This window comes from Acinetobacter sp. SAAs474 (assembly GCF_032823475.1).
In the GTDB taxonomy this organism is placed as follows: domain Bacteria; phylum Pseudomonadota; class Gammaproteobacteria; order Pseudomonadales; family Moraxellaceae; genus Acinetobacter.
This window is the reverse complement of the sequence record NZ_CP127915.1, coordinates 234526-254483: the sequence shown is the minus strand read 5'-3', so window position 1 is coordinate 254483 and position 19958 is coordinate 234526. Positions and strand designations below refer to the sequence as shown.

Here is a 19958-nt window from a genome sequence, read left to right as displayed (position 1 = left end):
TTTTTTTGGTTTTATTTTTAAAAAACCGCAGCATGGCGGTTTCTTTAAATATTATTTTTAAGTTGCCTTCTAGCATGTTTTAAGGCTGTTCTAAGCCCTTCTTCAAGGGTGGGATGGTAGAAAGGTTGTATCAAGAGTTGCTCTAGGGTTGCATCTGTGCTGATCATCCATGCCAGTAAATGTGCCAGATGCTCCGCCTTTGGACAAAATAATTCTGCGCCTAGTAATTTTTTTGATTGTCGCTCTATATAAATTTCAATAGCCCCTTGATTCTTCGCAATGACGACTGCACGTCCTTGTGTTGTATAATCGACATAGCCTGTAACAAAGTCAATTTCTTGCTGTTTGAGCTGCTGATAGCTTTGGCCAACGACAGCCATTTCAGGTGCACTAAATACAATAGACAATGGTGTGAGTGTTTTTACTGATTTTAGCTGAGGATAGTTAATACAGTTCTCGACGGCAATGCGTCCTTCATGTGCAGCTTCATGTTGTAGTGGGGTTGATGTATAGGCATCCCCCACAATAAAGATTGGTAAATTCGCCAATTGTTTACTGTGTGCATCGATTGGTAAGCTGTTTATATCGTGAAATTCAGTGGAAATATTTTCAAGGTGTAGGGAGTCGAGTTGGCTTTGTCTACCAGTTGCCAGTAAAACATAATCGACATCCAACTGATGTGTTTGTTGTTGTTCAACATAACTTAATCGAGCACCATGCGCTGTTCTTTGCACCTGTTCAGGTAAAATTTCAAATTTAATTTGCAATTCTTGACTTAAGCTTGCTTGTGCCAGTTGTTGCAGTGCTGGGCTAGTTAGAGAACCAACCTTTTTACTACGTGCAAATACTGTCGTTTTAACTCCTAAGCGTTGCATGGCTTGTGCTAATTCAATGGCAATTACACCGCTACCAATCACCGCAAGTGACCGAGGTAAAGTCGTTAATTCAAAAATTTGATCCGAAGTGATCAGTCGATCTTGTAATTCATTTTGCCATTGTGAATTATTTTTAGGGCGAGAGCCAACTGCGATAATAAAGGCTTTGGCTTGATAGCTGTGCTGATTGACCTGTACGGTGTTATGGTTAATAAAGTAAGCACGGCCTGAAACTTTATGTGCAGTTGGCCAGTGCTCAACATCTTTTTGTGTTGCAGAGGTAAACCGATCACGTAATGTTTGAACACGTTGCATGACATTTGAAGCATTTATTGTACCATTGACCACCAGTGCAAGTTGATCAGCATGTTGTATCCCATGGTCCCTCGTTGATAATGAGTAAATTTTCGGTAAATTTAATTGCTTCTTTATATGCAGCTATGCCTGCAGTACCAGCGCCAATAATAATAAGATCATACATAATTTACAGATATTTTTATTTATCGTTGTGATAGTGATAGCATATTTATAGTGAAAAGTACGTGGATAAATTTGTAAAAAAACGGCAAAAATGCCGTTTTTAATGTTTTTATAACGATGTGCCTACGTTGACCCCTACAGTGGGGCGTACATTCATTGAACTACATCCGACAATACTGACTGCACAGATGAAGATAATCAATAATTTATTCATGGAGTAATCCTTGTGATTTTGCCTGTTTATAAAGTAACGCTGATCGTGTTCCACTTCTACAAATCAGTAAAATTGGTTTCGGTAATTCATTAAAATATTGAGCAAATTCAGCAATATCCTTAGGATTAATTTGACCCTGTTCAATCGGTTGATAGATAACACCAATCCGTTTTTTTTCTGCAATATCTCTAAGTTGACTCACTGAAACAAGATTACCAGCTTCGTTGTCTGGACGATGAACAATGACAGATTTAAAACCTTGTTGCATGAGTTGTGTAAACTTATCGACAGTCATGCTGTTTGCAATGCTTACATTTTGGGTTAGATTTTGAGTGAATGCATCTTGGGCCAAAATATTACAAGATGAGCAAAGAAAAACAGCAGTAATAAAAACGGCTTGAACAAACTGTTTAGTCATCCAAAAGATCCATTTGCTTTGCCAATTGGTAAAGATTGTTGGAACGGTTGCCCGTACGACAGAACATAAGGACTGGTTTTGGTAATTCGTTAAAATGATTGGCAAAAGTACGTACATCAATTTCGCTAATTTGACCTGCGACAACAGGTTGATAGACATAGTCTAAATGTGCCTCACGTGCGGCAGTTTCAATTTGTGAACTCGTCGGTTGATCGGGTCCACCTTCCATATCTGGTCGATTATTGATAATAGACTTAAAGCCTTTGTCTACAATTTGAGAGATATGTTCAGGTCCAATTTGACCTGCAAATCCAACTTGATCGCTCACGATGTTTTCCTCCACTTAACGACGAAATATAAGGGTTATAATAGCATTAAGTGTTAAATTGGGCTGAAAGTTCGTAAAAAAATATTGTGCTGTTCACGATACAAGATAAAATTGAGCTATATCACATGATTTAATATGGATTTAACGATTGACCTTTCTTTATCGTTGCCTAAATTACTGGTATTGATCCATCAAATAAATCATATGCTAATCTTTTTTATGATTCTCCTTTTAAAACTCTATTTTAACCCAATTAGAATACTATATAGTTTAAATGAGAGTCTATTTCATGATTATTGTTTGTCCTGAATGCTATGCCAAAAATAGAGTGGCTGAAGATAAATTGACGCAAAATCCAAGCTGTGGTCAATGTCATAATGCTTTAATCCCATTAGCACCGATTGAGCTTAATGAGCAAAATTTTAGTCAATTTATCACACATAGTGATTTACCTATTTTTATTGACTTATGGGCAGATTGGTGTGGACCTTGTAAGATGATGGCGCCACATTTTCAGCAGGTTGCTCAAGCCTATCCTCAGGTTGTGTTTGCAAAGATTAATACGGAGGAAAATCCACGTTTGAGTGCTGCTTTTCATGTTCGTAGCATTCCAACACTGGTTTTAATGAATAAAAGCAATGAAATTGCTAGAATAAGTGGTGCACTACGGTCTAGCGAATTAAAGCAATGGCTAGATCAACATTTAAACGCCTAACAGTAAGGGCTTGGAGTTAACGTGTCAGATTCTTATGTAAAACCTGAAGGTATTTTATCTCTTCAAACAATTGCAATGCCAGCAGATACAAACTGGAGCGGTGATGTTTTTGGTGGTTGGATTGTGTCACAAATGGATTTGGCTGGAGCAATTCATGCAGAACGTTTTTCTAAAGGACGTTGTGCAACAATTTCAATTAATCAAATGACATTTTTAGTTCCTGTTAAAGTTGGCGATGTCATTACCTGTTATACCAAAATATTAAAAGTAGGCAATACTTCAATTCAAATGCAAATTGAAGTATGGGATAGTCATGACAGTTCTCGTGAAGCAAAACGTGTTACGGAAGGCGTATTTACTTTTGTGGCTGTAGATGTCAAAGGTGGAAAACGTCAGATCCCAGAAGAAGCTAAACAAAAGTTTTTAGCGTCGCAGCAAGCAGCCTAATACGCTATTGCTGTCATTTAAAATCCTGGATTTCAATCTGGGATTTTTTTTTGCAATTGATCTTTACTGATCCATGCCCATCGCATTTGGCATTCTATGGGAGCATGAGGACTTTCATCGGTTAAATGTACTGTGACAACGGTTTCACCCTTGAGGGTGTTTTGCATTAAGTCTTGTTGTGCTTTGCTTAGTGTGGCAATTGCCTGCATCCTACCCGATGTTGGACGTTTAAAATCAATGTGCATACTTTTAATTAGAACAATAGCATGATCAGGAACATTGAGTGCTGTAATAAAACCAGTTGCAGTTTCAGCCAGTAGCGCCATCGCGCAAGCATGAAGCTGTCCAAGATGATTTTGTACCGCCACATGATTTTTTAGTTGAACAATGATTTGATTGGGCTGCATGTGTATATATTGAATTTTAGCTGTCCCGACCATAGGAACAATATGACCAAAAGCTTTATTCCACAAACGTTGGCGTAATGGTTGTGGAAGTTTAGCGCTGATCTTGACCAGTCGATATAAGCGATTATGTGGCATATTGTCCCTTGGATTAGATTTTATTTTAGTCTTTAAAATTATTAAACTGTAAAGGAATACCGAATTGCTCTTCCTTTAAGAAAGCCATAATTTGTTGTAACGTATCTCGTTTTTTATCTGTAACACGAATTTTATCCCCTTGAATAGACGATTGTACTTTAATCCCACTTTCTTTAATGGCCTTGTTAATTTTTTTTGCGGTATCTGAATCAAGACCATCTTTGAGTTTAATGACTTGAATAAAATTTTTACCAGACGCTGTCGCGGTTTGTGGATCTAGTGCTTGTACATCAATTTTACGTTTATAAAAATGATTTTCAAGCATGCTATAAACTTGATCACATTGGAAATCACTTTCAGTCTTGATTTTAATTTCCTTGGCTTTTTCATTTAATTCGATGGAGACATCTTGACCACGGAAGTCAAAGCGTGTAGCAATTTCTTTTTGCGTGTTTTGCACGGCATGATTTACTTCAAAAGTTTCTAATTCTGAAACAATATCAAAAGATGGCATAGATTAGACCTTTACAAATGGAAAGAATATCTGAGATGCTAGGGGGGTTTTCTTCATTTGCCAAGTATTGTTTACATCAAAGGAGTGTATAATGATCCGTAAACAAGAAATTACTACATTTGAGTTCCCAGAAAATGCGGTTATCTGGGATGTTCGTGATACCCAAGCTTATGCTGAGGCACATTTGAAAGGTGCAGTAAATCAACCGATTACAACTTTATCAGCAGAGAGCCTTGCTCAAGTATCAGCGGATGAGCCAATTTACATTTTATGTGGTGGCGGAAGTAAAGCACCGCGTGCAGCTGAACTATTAGATGGTTTTGATAATCGTCGTGAATATGTTGTGCTGATGGGAGGCACACGTGCCGCTCGTGACGCGGGATTACCCTTAGAGCAAAGTAATTAAGTTAAAAAAGCGCCGTAAGGCGCTTTTTAGTTGAATGTGATCGCAAGATCATGTTGTGATTGGTGGTTGATAATAGGGTTTTTTAGCTTTTATTTTCTTTTGAAATCGTGTCGCTGCCAGTTTTTGTAATAATGATCTTGGAATAGGACACACTTCACCTAACATAAGTGCCATGAGAACTTCACTACAGAGTGGTGCAAATAAAAATCCTTTAGATCCTAAACCGGTAAAAGTATAAATTTCTTCATCGGCTTGTAATTGACCGAGTAATGGAAAATAGTCAGGTGTTTGTGTGCGGATAGATGCACGACCTTGCCAAGTTTCTGGTGGCGCCAAGGTATTGGCATATTGTGGAAAGACACTATGTAATAGTGCAAAATTATGTTGATGATCTTCTAATAAAACAGCTTCATCGTCACGATGAGGATAAAATGAAGCCCCTAAGATTAACTGCTCTGGATTGAGCTGCATACAATAACCACCATAACTATAAGCCTGATCCAAACTTTGATGGGAGTGATTCAGCCAACTCACTTGACCTCGAATAGGCTTTAAGACGGGGTAATATTGAGAAAGTTGTACACTATGTCTGGCGGCACAAATAATCACTTGGTCATATTCGATGTGCTGTTCTTGAGTGGTACATACTTCTACACGTTGTTTTTGTTTAATTGACTTAATTTCTGCATGTTGATATGTAATTTGCCTATGTTGTAGTACTTGCTGTGCAAATTGATGTGGAGAGATGACACCTGCATCAGTCAATTTTAAACTGTGATATGCGGTTGTAAGTGTACTTTGTTCTGCTGTTTGGCGTTGTAACAGGGATTGGGGATATTGTTCAGCTAAACAAAGTAAATCTTCAGCATTCTTTAGCGCAAGCTGAGAGATATCAATTTTACGAAAAGCATTGAATTGGCGGTAATAGGGTATGGCATATTGCCATGCCAAGGTCATTAAGTGTTCAGCACATTGAGTTGCAGGGCATAATTTTGGATTAAGCAAGGCAAGAGGGTTACCAGAAGCACCTGCCAAAGGCTCCTGTTTGTCGTATATGACGACTTCATGACCTCGTTGGGCCAAAGCCCATGCACAGCTTAATCCGGCGATTCCTGCGCCAATAATCGCGATTTGCCGTTGAGAATTAAATTTCTTATCACATGATTTTTCTTTATATGAGCTCGGTACAGCGTCTGGTGCTTGCCAAATCGCTTTTAACATTTCACGTTTATGACCAAAACCACGTGGTCGCGAAATATTAATACCATGTTGTTGTAACCCACGTTTAAGTACACCCGCCACGCTAAAAGAAGCATAGGTGGTACCATAATCAGATAAACGAACAATATTGCTCAGGATATGCTCTTCCCATAAATCTGGATTACAAGAGGGTGCAAAACCATCCAAGAACCAAGCATTAATCGGGTGTGTTTTTTCCATCATAGGAAAAACATCATGTGCATCACCAAACCATAAATCTAAGGAAAAGCGCTCTTGGGGAAAATTGAGACGATGACAGCCAGCCAGTGGTTGTGGGTAGTATTGTAGTAATTGTTGTGCGAAAGTATGTAATTCTGGCCATGCATGCAGAGCACGTTGTAAATCCTGTTGAGTCAGTGGAAATTTTTCAACTGAAACCACATGGAGGTGACTCTGATTTTCAGGACGAACCTGTTGCCATAATTGCCATAATGCTAAAATATTTAAACCGGTACCAAAACCTGTTTCACCTACAGTAAAATATTGAAAAGGTTCTAAATTTGCCAAACGATATGTTAAATCATTGCCATTTAAAAACACATGACGTGTTTCTAATAGGCCATTATCTTTGGAGAAATAAACATCGCCAAATTGTTTGGAAATTGGCACTTCGATGCCATCGACAATTTGCCAATCTAAATCAGCAGTTTGAATGATGTCAGACAAATTTAAAAACCTTTTACATTAAAAAAATAATTTACCATTGGCGCCGACGTTTACCATAGACATAGCCGGCAATAAAAAAGCCGAGCAATACGCCAACAGTCATGGTCATCGCACCATATAAAAACATTTGAGCGCTACGTTCACTTTGCAATACTTGAACCTGTACACCAAGGTTATCATTTTTTAACTGTAACTCTTGATTTTGTGCCAAGGCATCTAGATTGGCTTTCTCCAGTTGGTGTAAACGACCGGCTTGATCTTTAACCAAAGCTTTCACTTTAGCTTCATTCAATGCTTTATTTTTGACCATCTGCTCAGCTGTAAGCTTTTGCTCTTGCAAGGAAGCTGCATCTTTTGCTGCTGTTGGAATTGTACCCGGCTTATTGGCTGGAATGGTTTGTAACACTGGTGCTGCTGTAGGAGCTTCTGCTGTCACGGTAGCAGGCGATGGTGTTGTTTCAACTGCCCATACCGTAGAGCAGTAAAAGCATACGCTCAACACACTTGAAAAAATGAGGCGCATAGACCTTATCCTTTAGGGAAAGCCTTATTGAATGGCTTTACATCAATCTGACTATATACCCCTTCTTTCAGGAAAGGTTCCTCTGCTAACCAAGCATCGAGCGCTGCTCTAGAATCGAAATCCACAATGATGGTACTACCATAAAAACCTGCCTGTGGATTATTGGGGTCTTTGGGCATAGCACCGGCAACAATTAAACGACCTTCGGCATCTAATTGGCTTAAACGTGCTAAATGTTGTGGACGAATGGCAAGACGTTTTTCCACTGTACCTTCTTGATCTGTACAGCTAACAACAAATAATGGCATGTGAGCTCTCGACTTTGCAACTGAAATACTATTCAGGATTTTTAAAGTATTTACGCAATACAATAAACTGAATAATGATAAAGGAAAACATGACGATCATGTCACCAAATGCAGTAAATTCTCCCCAATATTTTCCATTCATAAATAAAAATGCAAAGAAAACATGTAAGCCGGACATTAACATAAACATTGCAGCCCAAGCATAATTAAGTTTTAACCAGCCTTTTTCTGATAAATGTAATACAGGGCCGAACAGTCTTTGGATCAGTGGTTTACGTTCTTTACTAAAGAATGGAGAAAGTAAAAATGCACCTGCAAATACCAAGTTTAGTAATGCTGCTTTTAACTTAATATAAAAATCATCTGAGAGCATTAAGGTAATTCCCCCAAAAATGACCGTCATAAATAATACAATCCATTGCTGTTTATCGAGACGGAATTTTTGAAAGACAAATAGCGCACCATAGACCACCAACATGGCAATGATTAGACCTGTCGTTGCGACTAAAATATTATTATTATCTACACCACCTGCAGAGCCAATCAATTGTAATAGGGGATGATGACTATCCTGAGGATCTACCGTTTTATATAAATAAAAGAAAATAATCAGTGGCACAAAGTCTAAAAGTGCTTTCATGTTAGAGTATCTAAATCTGAGCAAATAAATGATATATAGTATAAGTGATGGAAGGCATAGATTTACATACACACAGTAATATTTCTGATGGGACTTTGTCTCCAGAACAGTTAGTACTGGCTGCTGTCAAACAGCATATACATACGTTGGCATTAACCGATCATGATACACTTGATGGTGTATTTTTAGCACAAAAAATTGCAGAAAAACATGATGTTAAACTTATTTCTGGTGTTGAGATTTCCAGTCAATGGTCAAGGCCCAGTACACAGAAAGTTTATGCCGTTCATGTAGTTGCATTAAATATACAAAACTTTTCTCCTTTACAGTCAGCATTGGCGCAACAACAACAGATTCGTGCCGAGCGGGCAAAAAAAATCTGTGATCTGCTGATTCCTCTGATTGGTGAAAATATTTATCCTGATGTTTTGATGCTGGTTGATGGTATTGCTGATCGTATTACACGAAGCCATATTGCCAAAACATTGCTGAATAAAAAATATGTCAGCCGGATACAGCAAGCATTCGATAAATATCTTAAAGAAGGTAAAAAAGCATATGTTAAATTTGATGGTTTAAGCTTAGAGGAAACTATTCAGATTATTCATCAAAGTGGTGGCTATGCTGTTCTTGCTCATCCTACACGTTATCAATTATCTGCCACAAATATTCGTTATCTTATTGAAATATTTTCACGTTATGGGGGGGATGCAGTTGAATTACCGCCTGCGACAGATCCCGCTTCAACTCGACAAATGATTGATCGAATGATTGCAGAGTATCAACTCAAGGTTTCTATTGGCAGTGATTTTCACGGTGATCATATGCCTTGGATTCGTTTAGGCAATACGCCTCGTTTAAAAGAGGGGCAAGTGGGTATTTGGCAAAATTTTAATTGATATTGAGTGCTGAATACGCGAAAAATACTTCACTATAAACAGTATATTTAAAAAAATATGCAGCGGGTATGGTTTATTCAATATGATATACAATCGCTTATAACAGGTTATTGTCTTGAGCTTGAATAGGCGGCGGGGTATGTTTACCGAGCGTCCCTAATAATTCAATTTCAATAGTACGCACCATTGCATCGAGTGGCAGATCGTTACTTTGCGTTCCAAAGGGCTCCTCAATTTCTGAGCTTAATGCATCCAAGCCTAAAAAGGTATAGGCCAACACGCCAACCAATAACGGGGTTGCCAAACCCAGTGTTGAACCCAAGCTAAAAGGCAACATAAAGCAGAAAAAATAAACGGTGCGATTTAATAATACAGAATAAGCAAAAGGTAATGGTGTGGTTGCAATTCGATCACATCCGGCTTGTACCAAACCTAACTGAGCCACATGACCATTGAGTTGACTATAGATAATATCCGAAATTTCACCCTCTTTAAGCGCTTGTAACAATTCCCACTGAATGAGATTTAGGGTGTATTGCGGTGCATTTACCTGTTGATAGAGCAAAGTCAGTGATTGTTGGCTCAATCCGCTGGTTTCGACCAATTCTGTTGGATTCGCTGTCTGTTGTCTGAGTCGATCACGTAATACATTCGCAAAGACAATAATATGCTGAATAACGCGTTCACGCCGTGCTTGACTGAGAATGCGGCAATCTCGATCAAAATGGCGTGCATTGGCAATAAGCAGTCCCCATAGTTTACGTGCTTCCCACCAGCGGTCATAACATGCTGAGTTTTTAAAGCCCAAAAAAATCGACAATACAATACCAAATAAGGTAAATCCGACTAAGGGAAGTTCGGGGAAATTAAAGTGGTCAGTATAAGATAAGCCACCAATAATCGCAGCTAAAAGCATGACGACACCCAAGGATGGTAATACCTTAGGTAAAATAGTTCCTCTCCATGAAAAAAGCAGTTTAAAAACGCTGGTTTGTTCCCGAATAATCATCTATTAGCGTCATCATAAGTTTTAGCATGATCTTGTTCTTTTACCTTTCTTTTGTCAATAACAAAGCATATAGTACGGTCAACTTTCATGACAATTAATCATATTGGCGAGTATATAAATTGATGACCATTGTCGCAATTTAGTATTAGATTGCAAAAATTGAGCAGTGTACTGATATTTTTTAGTGATAAGTAATGCGGAAATTCTCAGAATGAATCTTGGGTAAGCGATTATTTAATGCTATTGTGGGCGCCATTACAACAGAAAGGTAGCCTGTTTGTGAGCTTTGATTTAAGTGTGATTTCAAATAAAAATATTGTCTTGGCCGTGACTGGAGGTATTGCAGCATATAAAAGTGCCATATTAGTACGCCGTTTAAAAGATGTAGGATTTAATGTTCGTGTGGTGATGACAAAAGGTGCTCTCGCCTTTATTACGCCGTTAACTTTTCAAGCACTGTCAGGTAATTCTGTACATACAGAATTATTAGATCCTGAAGCTGAAGCAGGGATGGGGCATATTGAGCTTGCTCGTTGGGCAGATCTGCTTTTAGTTGCACCTGCCAGTTGTGACACAATTGCAAAATTTGCTGCTGGTTTAGCTGATGATTTGTTATCTACCTTGTATTTAGCAACCAAGGCACCAGTATGGATCGCACCGGCAATGAATCAGCAAATGTGGGCTGCCAAAGCGACGCAACGTAATTTGGCCACATTGGTGAGTGATGGCGTGCATGTGATTTTACCTGATGCGGGTGCACAAGCATGTGGTGATGTCGGCTTGGGCCGTATGCCTGAACCAGAAAATCTAGCCGATCAAGTCACAGCATACTTTCATCAAGCACAGCGTGCCATTGCAGAAAAATTTGGTTTATTGGCTGGCAAAAATGTGGTGATTACAGCGGGTCCTACCCGTGAAGCAATCGATCCAGTACGCTATATTTCCAATCACAGTACTGGCAAAATGGGCTTTGCTTTAGCCTCTGCCTGTTATGCCGCAGGTGCGAAAGTCACCTTAATTGCAGGACCTGTCAGCTTAGATACACCAAATGGTGTACAGCGAATCAATGTTCAGTCTGCTGTACAGATGCTAGAGAAAAGTTTATACATGTTAGATCAAGGCTGTGATGTCTTTATTGCAACAGCAGCCGTAGCTGATTATCGTGTAGCGCAGGTGGCTGAGCATAAAATTAAAAAGGCAGGCGATGAACTTAATGTCGCTTTAGTCAAAAATCCAGATATTGTGGCCACGATTGCATTACAAGCAAAGCGACCATTTATGGTCGGTTTTGCGGCTGAAACGCGTCATGTTGAGGCATATGCCAGTGCTAAACTGATTGCGAAAAAATTGGATATGATTGCTTGTAATGACGTTTCTCGTTCAGATATTGGTTTTGCTTCAGATCAAAATGCGATGACAGTATTTTTTGCTGAGCACTATCAACTTGAAAAACGTGATTTAGAAAAGGCATCCAAACAAGATATTGCTCAACAATTGGTAGAAGCGATTCATGACGCGATGCATCATGAGCTAAAAGGTGAAGCATTATTTTAATTTAATATGATGTTTTAATCATAATTTTTATAATCGTACTGACATAAAAAAAGACCGTCGAGACGGTCTTTTTTTATATATGGATTTAAGCTTGACCTTCAGCAGCAGCAACTTGTGCACGTTGCATATTGGCTTCAAACTCTGCATCAAAGTTAATTGGTGTAAGTAATAGCTGTGGGAAGCTACCCTTAGTGACCATATCATTGACGGCTTCACGTAAGAACGGGAATAAAATATTTGGACAGTACGCACCTAAGATATAAGGTAAGCGATCTTCTTCGACGCCATCGACCAAGAAAATTCCAGCTTGAGTAATGTCAACAATAAATGCAGTTTCACCAGCATTATTCGCCTGAACCACGACTTTTAAAGAAACTTCAAAATGTGTCGGATCTACTTTTTCTGCTGAAGAAGAAAGATTGATATTCAGCTCTGGTTCCCAAGCATTGGTAAATACTTGTGCCCCTGGTACCTCAAAAGAAATATCTTTGGTGTAAATACGTTCTAAGGCTAATTGTGGTTGAACTTGTTGTTCTTCACTCATTTTTTAATCCTATTCAGTTTTAGAAGTAATCGTTACTTATTTTATGCTAATAAATTGTCTAACTTACCTTCACGCTCTAAAGCATAAAGTTGATCAAAACCGCCAATAAATTGATCATTAATGAAAATTTGCGGAACTGTACGGTGATTAGTACGTTGCATTAATTCAATACGAACTTCTGGCGCTTCATTTGATAAGTTAATTTCTTTATAGGTCACCCCTTTGCGTTCGAGAAGTTGTTTAGCTCGAATACAATAAGGACAGACAGTTGTTGAGTAAATCGTCACTTCAGCCATGTTGGCCTCCTTCAGCGAATTATTTAGCTTTAACGAGAGGTAAGCCTTGGGCTTTCCAGTTACTAATACCGCCATCTAGACGATATGAATCTTTATGACCAACCTGCTGCAATGCACTACCAGCAACTTGACCTAGGTTACAAATAAAAACCAAAGGACGATCAGTCGTTTTTAATTCTTCAATGTGTTTAGTAATTTGGCTATATGGAATATTTCGGCTACCACTAATATGGCCTTCACGAAAATCTTTTGCATCACGTAAGTCAATTAATAGCGCATTTTTAGCTTTGACTAAAATACCCAAAGATTGAGGAGAAATCTTACGACCATTACGTTGACCCTCCAAAATAAAGAACAACACAATTAAAACAGCGAGTGTTCCAAATAAGAAGGGGTGATTCCCCATAAATTCGAACCAACGTTCCACAAGTCACCTAATTACAATTTCAAAATTGTTAAAGAGTATAGCTGATAAATATGGCGATCAAAATCATTGCTTCAAGTGCACGAGCAGAATAAACATCAATTTTTTTGCTGAGCTTCAGTAATTTCATCCAATAAACGTAAAAAACTATCTAAACGACGAGATGAAATTTCATTATTTTCAACAGCTAAGCGCAGTGCACATTGTTTTTCATGACGATGTGTACAATTACGGAACTGACAATAGCCAAGTTGGCGTTCAATTTCAGGAAATCCTTGTTGTATTTGTGCACTTTCTAAGTGCCATAAACCAAATTCGCGAATTCCTGGAGAGTCAATCAAGGCCGCACCATCACCAAAAGAGATTAAACGTGTTGATGTGGTGGTATGTTGTCCCAAAGCAGAATTTTCTGAAATAACATTGGTTTTTTGTGCAGCATCTGGAACAATACTATTGATGAGTGAGCTTTTACCTACTCCAGATTGTCCTACAAAAGCTACCGTTTCACCAGCCAATCGTTGTGCTAGAGCGGATAAATCACCAGTTGATTGGGTCAATAAAATTTCATAACCTAAATTTTGATATTCTTTAACCAGTGTTAAAATTGGATCATCTTGATGCAATAGATCGGTTTTATTCAGGACCAATAGCGCAGGAATACCTGCGACTGCACAAGCCACCAAATAACGATCAATTAAACCTGGTGCAGGTTCTGGCAAAGGCGCAAACACAATCACAATTAAACTAATATTGGCCGCGACAGGTTTAACTTTATGGTAGCGATCTGGGCGAGTGAGTAAAGACTGGCGTGGCTGTATGGCCGTAATAATACCCAATCCTGTATTGGGATCTGCTTGCCATTTTACACGGTCACCTGTGACCAATAACTCAAGATTTGTTCGCGTATGGCAGCGCCAAATACTGCCCAGTTCAATTGGTTTCCAAAAAGGTTCTGGTTCACCAGCTTGAAGCACCGGCTTTTCAGGATGTTGTTCTGGGACGGATAGTGCTTGTACCTCAAGCTGTCGGCCGTAATGTTGCACCACTAGACCTTCTAAATCATTGCTGGTATCAAGCTCTTCTTGGCGCGTTTTATGCTGTTTCTGAATGCGACGTTGCTGTTGTTCTGTCAGACGACGCTTACGAATTAAAGCCATTCATATCCTAAAAAACCATGAATATCGGAAAGCAAAAATAGCATGAAGCGGAGGTAGAATTACAGCCAAGGACAAATAAATTTGTTAATATGGTATTTTTTAACCTAAATAAGATTGCAGATTTATGAGCAGCACACCTGATACACGCCTGATTTGGATTGACCTTGAAATGACAGGTCTGGATACAGATCACGATCAAATTATTGAAGTTGCCACGATTGTTACTGACGATCACTTAAATATTTTGGCGGAAGGACCAGTATTAGCGATACATCAGTCGGATGTTGTGCTCAATGCAATGGATGAATGGAATACCCGACAGCATGGTCAATCAGGACTAATTGAACGTGTTCGTCGGAGTAAGCTCACGGCACGTGATGCCGAATTACAAACCTTGGCATTTTTAAAAAAATGGGTAAATCCAAAAGCTTCACCTATGTGTGGTAATTCTATTTGCCAAGATCGTCGTTTTCTACATCGGTTGATGCCTGAAATGGAGCAATTTTTTCATTATCGTAATTTAGATGTGTCTTCTATTAAAGAGTTAGCAAAACGCTGGCGTCCAGAAATTATGAGTGGGTTAAAGAAAAATGCATCACATTTAGCAATGGATGATATCCGTGATTCGATTGTTGAATTAAAATATTATCGTGAATATTTCTTTATCATGAATCAAGATTAATCATGCACTATTTTTCAGTTTTAGCTGTTTGAGTTGTTGTTGATCAACAGAGAGTATCGCACGAACTGAAGGTATGGATCATGTAGGCCATCTCAGATAAAATTCTTCTGAGCATGGCCTATCTTTTGTCAATTAGCCTATTGCTTTACCATGGTGATGGCGAGTAAGTGCTGGTAGCTGATCTATAAAATATGTCATATTGCTGCTCCATTTATTGGGCTGCTCTGCAATTAAGTAAGTATGGATCGTTGCAATATCTTCAGTGATTTCATGCACACAAATATGCGGATAAAAATAAGATTGTTGGATATAACTCAGGGGTAAAATCGCTACACCCACGCCTAGACTTACACAACTGACAATACCGTCTAGACTACCCATTTCAAGAATATTTGTGGCCGCTAAGTGATGGCTTGATAAAAATAAATCGATGGCCTTTCTATAGCTACACCCTTGTTTAAAGGCAATGAATTTTTGATGACTTAGATATGTTGTAGATAGCTGTTGTGGTGCATTTCGTGCCGTAATTAACACCAGTTGTTCAGTCCAGACATGGTAATTAAATAATTCAGCAATCGGTTGATCATTGGCAATAAAAGCACAGTCTAATTGTGATGCTTTAACTTGATCAATTAAATCTCGACTTGATCCCGTACTCAGCATGATGGGTAAATTGGGTTGTATTTTTTGTAGATCTTGTAACAGTATTGGCAATCTAACCGCTGCAGTGGTTTCCATACTTCCCAGCGTTAAAGGAAAATTTTGAACAGGCTGTATCTGGCTAAAAGCTTGTACAATTTCTTTTTGTAAATTAATCATTTGTTCTGCATAACGATACAATTGTAATCCAGCACGTGTAGGTAAAATTGGATTTTGACGTAAAAGAATTTCAACCTTTAATTCATGTTCAAGTTTTTTAATATGACTCGTAACATTGGATTGTACGGTATGTAAATGCTTTGCAGCTTCAGAAAAACTGCCTAACTTCACTACCATCAGAAATATTTCCAGAGACTTTAGCTGCATTTGAATCACTTTTAGAGATACTTACTATCAAATCAAATCATTTTACATGATAACAGCATCTTGTTTAAATCGTGATAAAGCGTTAAAGGGGGAGTGTGTTGTGTTTCATGTGATAAATATCTTCAAGTTATTATTTATATTATGTATTGCTGCAATGATTACTTTGGGTTTGATGATGTTAGATGCTCAAATATGGGGTCAAGCAAATGTTTCATCTCCTTTGCTTTATATCGATTAATCTCACTGAACACTCAGCATAACAGATCGTGAATACAGATGCAGATCGGTTGTAGTGAGACTCAATCAATTACATGCTGTAGTGGTATAGTCTCTGACTATGCCATCATTGGCATCATTCTGAATTGAGTGATGCCTGCAATGGCTGAGTGATGAGTACTGTGATTGTTGTGGGAGCTAATTGACCTAGTTTAAGTGTATTGATTAACAAGGCAGTATCACTATGGTGATTGTCGTTATCTCAATAGCGACAATTGATGGTATTTTATATACTAGTATGGGGATTGGGATGATGTTATCTGCTGTATTGATCCGTTTGAAAAGTTCATCATGAGATAATAAAACAGCTTAATTTTTGATTCTTGATCTGATTGATTATGTCTGATGTTATATGACACGCTTTATATTGAATGGTTGAGGTCACTCTTTTAAAAAAAATATAGAAAAATTTAAATTAGATTTACAAAAATCCTTGTTAGCTATCGTGCTTAAACGCTCAACTGCGTATACACTATAATCAGTTTTACATTATAACAATGAGCACTATATGCAAAGTAATAACCCTATTTTGACACGTGTAGAAGTCTCTAGCGATTATTCACAGCCAATGACCCTACAAGGTACGATTCGTAAATCGGTACTATTAACTGTTATTGCTGCAGTCGTGGGTCTCGCTTTATTCTTTTATACCTTTTTAACTGGCCAAGCTTCCTTGGCTTATGCGGGTGCGTTAGTGGGCGCAATTGGTGGTTTTGTGATTGCCCTTATTGCCACCTTTAAACCGAAATTTGCAAGAAGTTTAGCAATACCTTATGCCCTATTTGAAGGTGCATTTTTAGGCGGCATATCTGTTATTTTTCAGATAAAATATCCGGGTGTACCATTACAGGCCCTCTTGGCGACTTTTGTTACAACTTTAGTGATGTTTGGTTTATATCGCTTTAAAATTATTCGTGCAACTGAAAAGTTTAAATCGGTGGTCATGTCTGCAACCCTTGCAATTGCGCTAGTTTTTGTAGTGCAGTTTGTCATGAGTATGGCATTTGGTTCTAGCATTCCATTTTTATTTGAAACCAGTGCATTAGGGATTGGTTTTGCTGCTTTTGTTGCGGTGATTGCATCCTTAAATTTAATTTTAGATTTTGATTTAATTGAAAATGGTGTGGCACAGCAAGCACCAAAAGCCATGGAATGGTTATGTGCTATTGCACTCTTAGCGACGTTAGTATGGATGTATTATTCATTTTTACGTTTGCTAGGCATGTTGCAAGATGATTAAATGATGAATGTAATTGTATAAAAAAATCGTCCATTTATTTGGGCGATTTTTTTATGGTTATTTATGGTTAAATGTTAAAAAAGATGCATTATGCAATTTCGTAATCTTATAAATTTAGGCATTATGTGGACAAATGATTTTAAGTGAGAATTCCATGGCGCAAGGATTATTGGCTGGTAAACGTTTTCTGATTGCGGGTATTGCAAGTAAACTTTCAATTGCATTTGGTATTGCACAAGCTTTACACCGTGAAGGTGCTGAATTAGCTTTTACTTATCCAAATGAAAAATTAAAAAAACGTGTAGATGAGTTTGCAGCGCAATTTGGTTCAACACTGGTCTTTCCATGTGATGTCGCTGTTGATGCTGAAATCGATCACGCATTTGCTGAATTAGCACAACATTGGGATGGTTTAGATGGTGTAGTGCATTCGATTGGATTTGCACCTGCACATACTTTAGATGGTGATTTTACCGAGGTAACAGATCGGGAAGGCTTTAAAATTGCACATGATATTAGTGCATATAGTTTTATTGCCATGGCGCGTGCTGCGAAACCATTATTGGTTGCACGTCAAGGATGCTTATTAACCTTGACTTATCAAGGTTCGGAGCGTGTCATGCCGAATTATAATGTGATGGGAATGGCAAAGGCATCTTTGGAAGCAGGCGTACGTTACTTGGCATCTAGTTTGGGTGCTGAAGGTATTCGTGTTAATGCCATTTCTGCTGGTCCAATTCGTACTTTGGCTGCATCTGGAATTAAATCTTTCCGTAAGATGCTTGATGTCAATGAAAAAATTGCACCATTACAACGTAATGTTACGATTGAAGATGTCGGTAATGCGGCTTTATTCTTATGCTCACCTTGGGCAAATGGTATTACTGGCGAAATTCTTTATGTCGATGCAGGTTATAGTACTGTTGGGATGAGTACCTCAATTTTAGATACAGAATAATCACTTGCATATCTATTGTGTTTGAATACATATTGGTCGTATGTCAAACCACTATGATTAAAAAAATACCAGTCAATATGACTGGTATTTTTAATTGATCCCTTAAATTGGGGGAGTCATATCATCAGATATGAGTGATGGTTAAATTTTAAGAATGAGGTTGAATAGGACTACCACCTAAGGCTTGCATTAAGGTGACATACGCGTTGTATTGATTCTGTTTGGTTTGTACCAATGACATCCGTGCATTACGTGTTGTTTCCTGTGCATCCAGTAGATTTTTTAAGGCAATTGCACCATGTGTATAGCGTGCCTGAGTTAAGTACTCTGTACGTTGAGCCAGTTCAACATTACGTTGTTGTAGTGCGACTTGTGTATTGAGTGCACGACGATTAGATAATGCATTTTCAACATCGGCAAAGGCTTGATATAAGCTTTGACGATAGCCAATAATGGCTTTTTCATAATTTAAGTCACTAATTGCAATATTTTTTTTCATATCATTATATTGCAGGAAGGGTAGACTTAAATTTGCACCTAAACTAAGTACAGGATTTTTCAGGAGTTCGGTTAATGAAACACTCGAAGCACCTAAACTACCTGTTAAGCTGATGGATGGATAATAACTTGCTGTAGTAGCATCTTTATTGGCCAGTGTTTTACGTAACCGTAACTCGCTGGCCTGTAAATCTGGACGACGAGACAATAGACTGGCAGGTAATCCTGCAACAATCTCTGGTAGTGCAACATTCGGTAAGTGTTGTGGCTCCGTAATATTCAGTTGTTGTATCGTTTGATTGAGCAATACAGCTAAAGCAGTACGGGTTTCAACTTTTTGCTGTTCAATTTGGCTCAAGGTCGATTTTTGGCTTTGTACCGCTTGAGCCGCTTGAGCCAGATCTAGACCAGAAACAGCGCCAGTTTTATATTGAGTCTGAACCAATTGATAGGTTTTATTTGTGCTGGCAAGGTTTTCGACAGCAACTCGATCAAGTTCATTTAAATAACCCAATTGCCAATATAGTTTGGCTGTCGTGGCAATCAGACTTTGCGCCGTCGCTTGTAAATCTTGTTCAGTAGCTAACGCCTCCCATTTAGCAGCTTCAGTTTGTCGCGCTAGTTTGCCAAACAAATCGACTTCATAGCTTACGCCACTATTCAATGATATTCCTTTATCACTACCATCACCTGAATGTAAATCAAAATTATGACCACCTGATGCACTGGCACTAATCCGTAATCCTTGTTGATCTTGAGCTAAACCTGCTTGTAAAAAAGCCTGTTTAATATTGATTCCAGCAGTCGCTAAATCAGGATTGGCTGCAATCACTTGGTTTACCAACTGATTAAGTTGAGGATCATTAAATAAGGTCCACCATTGATCAGCATAACGGTTTGGCGTTAAAGGATCATTTGATTTCTGGGCATATTCAAAATGCGCAGGAATATCAATAGTTGGCGCTTGATAAGGTGTTTTAACCACTGCAGCACAACCTGCCAATGTCGTTGCGAAAATCAGCGTAACTGCAAAGCGTGTAGAGATAAATTGCATATGAT

Annotated in this window: 23 protein-coding genes and 1 pseudogene; 8 read left to right on the top strand and 16 right to left on the bottom strand. The window is 38.4% G+C overall.

The genetic code is table 11. The features are described 5' to 3' along the window. Positions 1-44: 44 nt before the first annotated feature. From QSG86_RS02230 to QSG86_RS02220, 3 genes and pseudogenes are all read right to left on the bottom strand, one after another. Positions 45-1356 (bottom strand): annotated as a pseudogene (locus tag QSG86_RS02230) (dihydrolipoyl dehydrogenase). A 205-nt stretch (positions 1357-1561) separates the two neighbouring features. Continuing rightward, complete coding sequence (locus QSG86_RS02225) at positions 1562-1987, bottom strand: beta-lactamase hydrolase domain-containing protein (protein ID WP_317030020.1); 426 nt, start codon at positions 1985-1987, stop codon at positions 1562-1564. Beyond that, complete coding sequence (locus tag QSG86_RS02220) at positions 1980-2315, bottom strand: beta-lactamase hydrolase domain-containing protein (protein WP_317030019.1); 336 nt, start codon at positions 2313-2315, stop codon at positions 1980-1982. The genes QSG86_RS02225 and QSG86_RS02220 overlap by 8 nt, the downstream gene beginning before the upstream one ends. A 289-nt stretch (positions 2316-2604) precedes the next feature. Here QSG86_RS02220 and trxC point away from each other — a divergent pair, with 289 nt between their 5' ends. Further along, entirely contained in the window at positions 2605-3030 is a 426-nt protein-coding gene (gene trxC, locus QSG86_RS02215; RefSeq protein ID WP_317030018.1) for a thioredoxin TrxC, read from the top strand. A 21-nt stretch (positions 3031-3051) separates the two neighbouring features. After that, on the top strand, positions 3052-3477 hold the full coding sequence (locus tag QSG86_RS02210; RefSeq protein WP_317030017.1) for an acyl-CoA thioesterase: 426 nt from the start codon (positions 3052-3054) through the stop codon (positions 3475-3477). Positions 3478-3509: 32 nt separating this feature from the next. On the opposite strand, the gene QSG86_RS02205 is transcribed toward QSG86_RS02210, so the two are convergent. Continuing rightward, on the bottom strand, positions 3510-4019 hold the full coding sequence (locus QSG86_RS02205) for a DUF4442 domain-containing protein (protein WP_317030016.1): 510 nt from the start codon (positions 4017-4019) through the stop codon (positions 3510-3512). Between the two features lie 25 nt (positions 4020-4044). Then, positions 4045-4533, bottom strand: coding sequence for a YajQ family cyclic di-GMP-binding protein (locus QSG86_RS02200; protein WP_317030015.1), 489 nt, complete (start codon positions 4531-4533; stop codon positions 4045-4047). 91 nt (positions 4534-4624) lie between these two features. Here QSG86_RS02200 and QSG86_RS02195 point away from each other — a divergent pair, with 91 nt between their 5' ends. After that, positions 4625-4939, top strand: coding sequence for a rhodanese-like domain-containing protein (locus tag QSG86_RS02195; RefSeq protein ID WP_317030014.1), 315 nt, complete (start codon positions 4625-4627; stop codon positions 4937-4939). 48 nt (positions 4940-4987) lie between these two features. Here the strand turns inward: QSG86_RS02195 and mnmC are convergent, their stop codons facing one another. Genes mnmC through QSG86_RS02175 form a run of 4 tightly spaced genes read right to left on the bottom strand, consistent with a single transcriptional unit; the run spans position 4988 to position 8336 of the window. Continuing rightward, positions 4988-6865 (bottom strand): FAD-dependent 5-carboxymethylaminomethyl-2-thiouridine(34) oxidoreductase MnmC, encoded by a 1878-nt coding sequence (mnmC, locus tag QSG86_RS02190; RefSeq protein ID WP_317030013.1) that lies wholly within the window; start codon positions 6863-6865, stop codon positions 4988-4990. A gap of 31 nt (positions 6866-6896) precedes the next feature. Beyond that, positions 6897-7388 (bottom strand): hypothetical protein, encoded by a 492-nt coding sequence (locus QSG86_RS02185; protein WP_317030012.1) that lies wholly within the window; start codon positions 7386-7388, stop codon positions 6897-6899. A 5-nt stretch (positions 7389-7393) separates the two neighbouring features. Continuing rightward, the gene (locus QSG86_RS02180; RefSeq protein ID WP_317030011.1) at positions 7394-7696 is read right to left on the bottom strand and encodes a YciI family protein; all 303 of its coding nucleotides are present in this window, start codon (positions 7694-7696) and stop codon (positions 7394-7396) included. A gap of 28 nt (positions 7697-7724) precedes the next feature. Further along, a complete protein-coding gene (locus QSG86_RS02175; protein ID WP_317030010.1) occupies positions 7725-8336 on the bottom strand; it encodes an inner membrane-spanning protein YciB in 612 nt (203 codons plus the stop codon). A 47-nt stretch (positions 8337-8383) separates the two neighbouring features. Between QSG86_RS02175 and QSG86_RS02170 the strand changes: the two genes are divergently transcribed. Next, entirely contained in the window at positions 8384-9235 is an 852-nt protein-coding gene (locus QSG86_RS02170) for a PHP domain-containing protein (protein ID WP_317030009.1), read from the top strand. 97 nt (positions 9236-9332) lie between these two features. On the opposite strand, the gene QSG86_RS02165 is transcribed toward QSG86_RS02170, so the two are convergent. Then, entirely contained in the window at positions 9333-10244 is a 912-nt protein-coding gene (locus QSG86_RS02165; protein WP_317030008.1) for a bestrophin family protein, read from the bottom strand. Between the two features lie 279 nt (positions 10245-10523). Between QSG86_RS02165 and coaBC the strand changes: the two genes are divergently transcribed. Further along, positions 10524-11798 carry a bifunctional phosphopantothenoylcysteine decarboxylase/phosphopantothenate--cysteine ligase CoaBC gene (gene coaBC / locus QSG86_RS02160; RefSeq protein ID WP_317032638.1) on the top strand — a complete coding sequence of 425 codons (1275 nt, stop codon included), beginning with the start codon at positions 10524-10526 and terminating at the stop codon, positions 11796-11798. 85 nt (positions 11799-11883) lie between these two features. Here coaBC and secB read toward each other — a convergent pair whose 3' ends face one another. The 4 genes from secB to rsgA form a co-directional block, all read right to left on the bottom strand. Next, positions 11884-12342: a protein-export chaperone SecB gene (gene secB, locus QSG86_RS02155; RefSeq protein ID WP_317030007.1), complete on the bottom strand. Its 459-nt coding sequence runs from the start codon at positions 12340-12342 to the stop codon at positions 11884-11886. 41 nt (positions 12343-12383) lie between these two features. Beyond that, a complete protein-coding gene (grxC, locus tag QSG86_RS02150; RefSeq protein WP_317030006.1) occupies positions 12384-12638 on the bottom strand; it encodes a glutaredoxin 3 in 255 nt (84 codons plus the stop codon). A 19-nt stretch (positions 12639-12657) separates the two neighbouring features. Then, positions 12658-13065 (bottom strand): rhodanese-like domain-containing protein, encoded by a 408-nt coding sequence (locus QSG86_RS02145; RefSeq protein ID WP_317030005.1) that lies wholly within the window; start codon positions 13063-13065, stop codon positions 12658-12660. A 95-nt stretch (positions 13066-13160) separates the two neighbouring features. Then, a complete protein-coding gene (gene rsgA, locus QSG86_RS02140) occupies positions 13161-14219 on the bottom strand; it encodes a ribosome small subunit-dependent GTPase A (RefSeq protein WP_317030004.1) in 1059 nt (352 codons plus the stop codon). Between the two features lie 124 nt (positions 14220-14343). Between rsgA and orn the strand changes: the two genes are divergently transcribed. Further along, positions 14344-14901 carry an oligoribonuclease gene (gene orn, locus QSG86_RS02135; protein ID WP_317030003.1) on the top strand — a complete coding sequence of 186 codons (558 nt, stop codon included), beginning with the start codon at positions 14344-14346 and terminating at the stop codon, positions 14899-14901. A gap of 132 nt (positions 14902-15033) precedes the next feature. Here orn and QSG86_RS02130 read toward each other — a convergent pair whose 3' ends face one another. Next, complete coding sequence (locus tag QSG86_RS02130; RefSeq protein ID WP_317030002.1) at positions 15034-15927, bottom strand: LysR family transcriptional regulator; 894 nt, start codon at positions 15925-15927, stop codon at positions 15034-15036. Between the two features lie 784 nt (positions 15928-16711). Here QSG86_RS02130 and QSG86_RS02125 point away from each other — a divergent pair. Further along, positions 16712-17443: a Bax inhibitor-1/YccA family protein gene (locus tag QSG86_RS02125; protein ID WP_317030001.1), complete on the top strand. Its 732-nt coding sequence runs from the start codon at positions 16712-16714 to the stop codon at positions 17441-17443. Positions 17444-17597: 154 nt separating this feature from the next. Then, positions 17598-18401, top strand: a complete 804-nt coding sequence (locus tag QSG86_RS02120; protein WP_317030000.1) for an enoyl-ACP reductase — start codon at positions 17598-17600, stop codon at positions 18399-18401. Between the two features lie 148 nt (positions 18402-18549). Here QSG86_RS02120 and QSG86_RS02115 read toward each other — a convergent pair whose 3' ends face one another. Next, complete coding sequence (locus QSG86_RS02115) at positions 18550-19953, bottom strand: efflux transporter outer membrane subunit (protein ID WP_317029999.1); 1404 nt, start codon at positions 19951-19953, stop codon at positions 18550-18552. Positions 19954-19958: the final 5 nt, after the last annotated feature.

Bases quoted from the DNA above. Each gene is read 5' to 3' on its own strand.
- QSG86_RS02175 (WP_317030010.1), bottom strand. From the start codon at position 8,336: ATGAAAGCACTTTTAGACTTTGTGCCACTGATTATTTTCTTTTATTTA.
- QSG86_RS02195 (WP_317030014.1), top strand. From the start codon at position 4,625: ATGATCCGTAAACAAGAAATTACTACATTTGAGTTCCCAGAAAATGCG.
- QSG86_RS02115 (WP_317029999.1), bottom strand. From the start codon at position 19,953: ATGCAATTTATCTCTACACGCTTTGCAGTTACGCTGATTTTCGCAACG.
- QSG86_RS02205 (WP_317030016.1), bottom strand. From the start codon at position 4,019: ATGCCACATAATCGCTTATATCGACTGGTCAAGATCAGCGCTAAACTT.
- QSG86_RS02185 (WP_317030012.1), bottom strand. From the start codon at position 7,388: ATGCGCCTCATTTTTTCAAGTGTGTTGAGCGTATGCTTTTACTGCTCT.
- QSG86_RS02125 (WP_317030001.1), top strand. From the start codon at position 16,712: ATGCAAAGTAATAACCCTATTTTGACACGTGTAGAAGTCTCTAGCGAT.
- QSG86_RS02200 (WP_317030015.1), bottom strand. From the start codon at position 4,533: ATGCCATCTTTTGATATTGTTTCAGAATTAGAAACTTTTGAAGTAAAT.
- QSG86_RS02180 (WP_317030011.1), bottom strand. From the start codon at position 7,696: ATGCCATTATTTGTTGTTAGCTGTACAGATCAAGAAGGTACAGTGGAA.
- grxC (WP_317030006.1), bottom strand. From the start codon at position 12,638: ATGGCTGAAGTGACGATTTACTCAACAACTGTCTGTCCTTATTGTATT.
- QSG86_RS02120 (WP_317030000.1), top strand. From the start codon at position 17,598: ATGGCGCAAGGATTATTGGCTGGTAAACGTTTTCTGATTGCGGGTATT.
- QSG86_RS02170 (WP_317030009.1), top strand. From the start codon at position 8,384: ATGGAAGGCATAGATTTACATACACACAGTAATATTTCTGATGGGACT.
- QSG86_RS02225 (WP_317030020.1), bottom strand. From the start codon at position 1,987: ATGACTAAACAGTTTGTTCAAGCCGTTTTTATTACTGCTGTTTTTCTT.
- orn (WP_317030003.1), top strand. From the start codon at position 14,344: ATGAGCAGCACACCTGATACACGCCTGATTTGGATTGACCTTGAAATG.
- secB (WP_317030007.1), bottom strand. From the start codon at position 12,342: ATGAGTGAAGAACAACAAGTTCAACCACAATTAGCCTTAGAACGTATT.
- QSG86_RS02165 (WP_317030008.1), bottom strand. From the start codon at position 10,244: ATGATTATTCGGGAACAAACCAGCGTTTTTAAACTGCTTTTTTCATGG.
- trxC (WP_317030018.1), top strand. From the start codon at position 2,605: ATGATTATTGTTTGTCCTGAATGCTATGCCAAAAATAGAGTGGCTGAA.
- QSG86_RS02130 (WP_317030002.1), bottom strand. From the start codon at position 15,927: ATGCAGCTAAAGTCTCTGGAAATATTTCTGATGGTAGTGAAGTTAGGC.
- rsgA (WP_317030004.1), bottom strand. From the start codon at position 14,219: ATGGCTTTAATTCGTAAGCGTCGTCTGACAGAACAACAGCAACGTCGC.